Source organism: Methyloceanibacter marginalis, assembly GCF_001723295.1.
GTDB lineage: Bacteria > Pseudomonadota > Alphaproteobacteria > Rhizobiales > Methyloligellaceae > Methyloceanibacter > Methyloceanibacter marginalis.
The window spans coordinates 1-2758 of the sequence record NZ_LPWD01000230.1 but is presented as its reverse complement, the minus strand read 5'-3'; the positions used below and the strand labels follow the sequence as shown (position 1 = coordinate 2758).

Below are 2758 nucleotides of genomic sequence, written 5' to 3'. Positions count from 1 at the left end.
CGGCGGGTCGGGCGGGTCATGTCGGTCGGGCATACCGGCGTCGTCCATCGGAATTTCCTCCGGTGGCGGCGTGTTGTCTGTGGACATGTCGTCCGCTGGCGCTTCCATCGGGGGTGTTTCGGCGGCGGGCTGCTCGGCCGCTGGTTGTTCCAGCTTGTCCATCTTGCGCCCGTCTCGCTGTCATCCGCGCCCAAAAGAAACGCCGCAATCACAAAGCCAATCACGATGCCGCCCAAGACGATGAACAGAAATGCGCGGCTGCTTGGATTGTGTTGAGCCATGTGGAGTCCTCCCTTGGCCGATCACTATCGACGTCATGCGACTTACGATCGGCTAATCCGAGCCTATCGGCGATTCGAGGCCCGGTCGAGGGCGCCGGTACGGGGCCACAGGCGGTCGAGCACGGGGCTCAACGCGGCGGCCACGAGAAAGTTCACGATCACGGAGTAGAGCGCCGCGTATCCGGGCAAGGTGACGCCGAAGATCTCGAGGGGATAGATCGACGACACGAACCCGCGTGTGGCCGCCATGTAGGTGCCCAGCGCCGTGCCCACGGCCCAGCCCAGGAGCAGCGCATGGGCGTTGACGCTGCGCGTGAACAGCCCGAGCAGGATCGGCGGCAGGAGCTGAATGATCCAGATGCCGCCCAGCAGTTGCAGCTGGATGGCGTAGGCTTGCGGGATGGCGAGAATGAAAAGCACCGCGCCGACCTTCACCACGAGGGAGACGATCTTCGCCATGCGCGCCTCCTCGGCGTCGGTGCAATCGGGGCGCCAATATTCCTTGTAGAGGTTGCGCGTGAAGAGATTGGCGCAGGCGATCGACATGATCGCCGCGGGGACCAGTGCCCCGATGGCGATCGCCGCGAAGGCGACGCCCACGAACCAAGAGGGGAACATGTCGAGGAACAGCGCCGGTACGGCGAAGTTCGCGCCGAATTGTTCGAAGCCCGCCGCATGAAGCGGGTTCTGACCGACGCCGGCGGCAATGGCCATGTAACCGAGCAGCGCGATCAGGCCGAGCACGAACGAGTAGGCGGACAAGGCCGCGGCGTTGCGCCGGATCACCTTGCCGCTCGACGCGCTCAAGATCCCGGTCATGGAATGCGGATAGAGAAACAGCGCCATGGCGGAGCCCAGCGCGAGGGTGAAATAGGCGCTGTAGCTGCCGAGCGTATTGCCGGACGGCGACGTGAGGAGGAGCTTCTCCTTTGGGATACTTGCGAAGATCGCGCCATAGCCGCCGAGCTTTGCCGGGATGATGACGATGGCGGCGAAGATGGTGATGAAGATGAGCAGGTCCTTCACCACGGCGATGAGCGCCGGGGCGCGTAAGCCGCTCGTATAGGTGAAGGCGGCGAGGATAATAAAGGCGATGATCAGCGGCAGATGGCCGGTGAAGCCGCCCGCGGGGAAGCCGAGCGCGCCGATCACGACCTCCATGCCGACGAGTTGAAGCGCGATGTAGGGCATCGTCGCCAGAAGCCCGGTCAGCGCCACCGCGAGCGCCAGCAGCCGCGAATCGAAACGGTCGCGTATGTAGTCCGCGGCGGTGACGTGACCGCGCTCGCGCGCGATGGTCCACAGCCGCGGGAACACCAGGAACAGGATCGGATAGATCATGATCGTGTAGGGCACGGCAAAGAAGCCCATGGCGCCCACGCCGTAGACGAGCGCCGGAACGGCGATGAAGGTGTAAGCCGTGTAGAGATCGCCGCCGAGCAGGAACCAGGTCACCACGGTGCCGAAGCGCCGGCCGCCAAGCCCCCATTCATGCAGCAGGTTGAGATCGGCTTTCCGCCAGCGCGCGGCGATGAAGCCCACCCAGGTCACGAACAGGAACAGCGCCACGAAGACGCTCGCCGCGGTGACGTTGAAGCTCACAGGATGTCTCCCGGAGTTCCGGACGAGTCGATCTCCTCGGACGCGCCGTCCGTCGTGCGCGTGACCCGCGTTTCGAGGAGATAGACGGCCACCACCACGGCGGCACCCAGAAGGATCGCTGCGAGCTGGTACCAGTAGAAGAAGGGAATGCCGCCGAGGGTCGGCTCGATGCGGTTATAGAACGGGACGTAAGCGACGAGCAGGAAGGGGATGATCAGCAGAAAGCGCGGCCAATGGCGCAGGAGGCGCGATTTCTTTCCCTTTCCGGCCATGATCCATCCCCCGTCCCGTCCTTGGACCGGGCGGACCTTACTGAAGCTTGCGGGGAATCGCGACGGGGTATTTTCGCGAGCAGCCTCGTCGGTTCCGTAAGCGGCGCTGCGGCGAAACATCCGGGCGAAAATGCCCTTGTTTGTTGACCTCCCCGGCTCAGCGGCTCATATGGTCGCTTGGTGAGAGCGCGTAGCTCAGCCGGTAGAGCATCTGACTTTTAATCAGAGGGTCCTGGGTTCGAGTCCCAGCGCGCTCACCATCTTGATCTAGGACTTCTACCCTTCTGCCCGCCCGCTAGACGCGTTTCTGGACCGACGCAGCGTCGCGTTGAGAGAAATCCACAAGGCGTGGGAACAACGGGGTGGGACGTGCGTTCACTCGACTGGGCGTTGGTGCTGCATTCTTCCCCCCCCCCCCGACGGTTCCCCCCGCCGTCAGCCTTAAGCAGCGCCACGCCCTGCCCCTTTTCCTCGAGCCTGGGTCACGCCTGGGCTCTTTTTGTCCGGGGCTTCCGCTCGCGCGAAAAAGAAGCCCGGCTGGAGACCGGGCTTCGGGGGGCGTTCACTCGCTCACTACATCCGAACGGGGCGACGAGGGGCTAG

At 64.2% G+C, this 2758-nt stretch carries 2 protein-coding genes and 1 tRNA gene; 1 reads left to right on the top strand and 2 read right to left on the bottom strand.

The window, feature by feature from the left end; translation table 11 throughout:
- Positions 1-344 precede the first annotated feature (344 nt).
- Positions 345-1883, bottom strand: coding sequence for a monocarboxylate uptake permease MctP (mctP, locus tag AUC71_RS09115; RefSeq protein WP_069624014.1), 1539 nt, complete (start codon positions 1881-1883; stop codon positions 345-347).
- The gene (locus tag AUC71_RS09110) at positions 1880-2155 is read right to left on the bottom strand and encodes a DUF3311 domain-containing protein (RefSeq protein ID WP_069624016.1); all 276 of its coding nucleotides are present in this window, start codon (positions 2153-2155) and stop codon (positions 1880-1882) included. The genes mctP and AUC71_RS09110 overlap by 4 nt, the downstream gene beginning before the upstream one ends.
- Before the next feature lie 184 nt (positions 2156-2339).
- Here AUC71_RS09110 and AUC71_RS09105 point away from each other — a divergent pair.
- Positions 2340-2415 (top strand) — tRNA-Lys (locus AUC71_RS09105).
- Positions 2416-2758 lie beyond the last annotated feature (343 nt).

Bases quoted from the DNA above. Each gene is read 5' to 3' on its own strand.
- AUC71_RS09110 (WP_069624016.1), bottom strand. From the start codon at position 2,155: ATGGCCGGAAAGGGAAAGAAATCGCGCCTCCTGCGCCATTGGCCGCGC.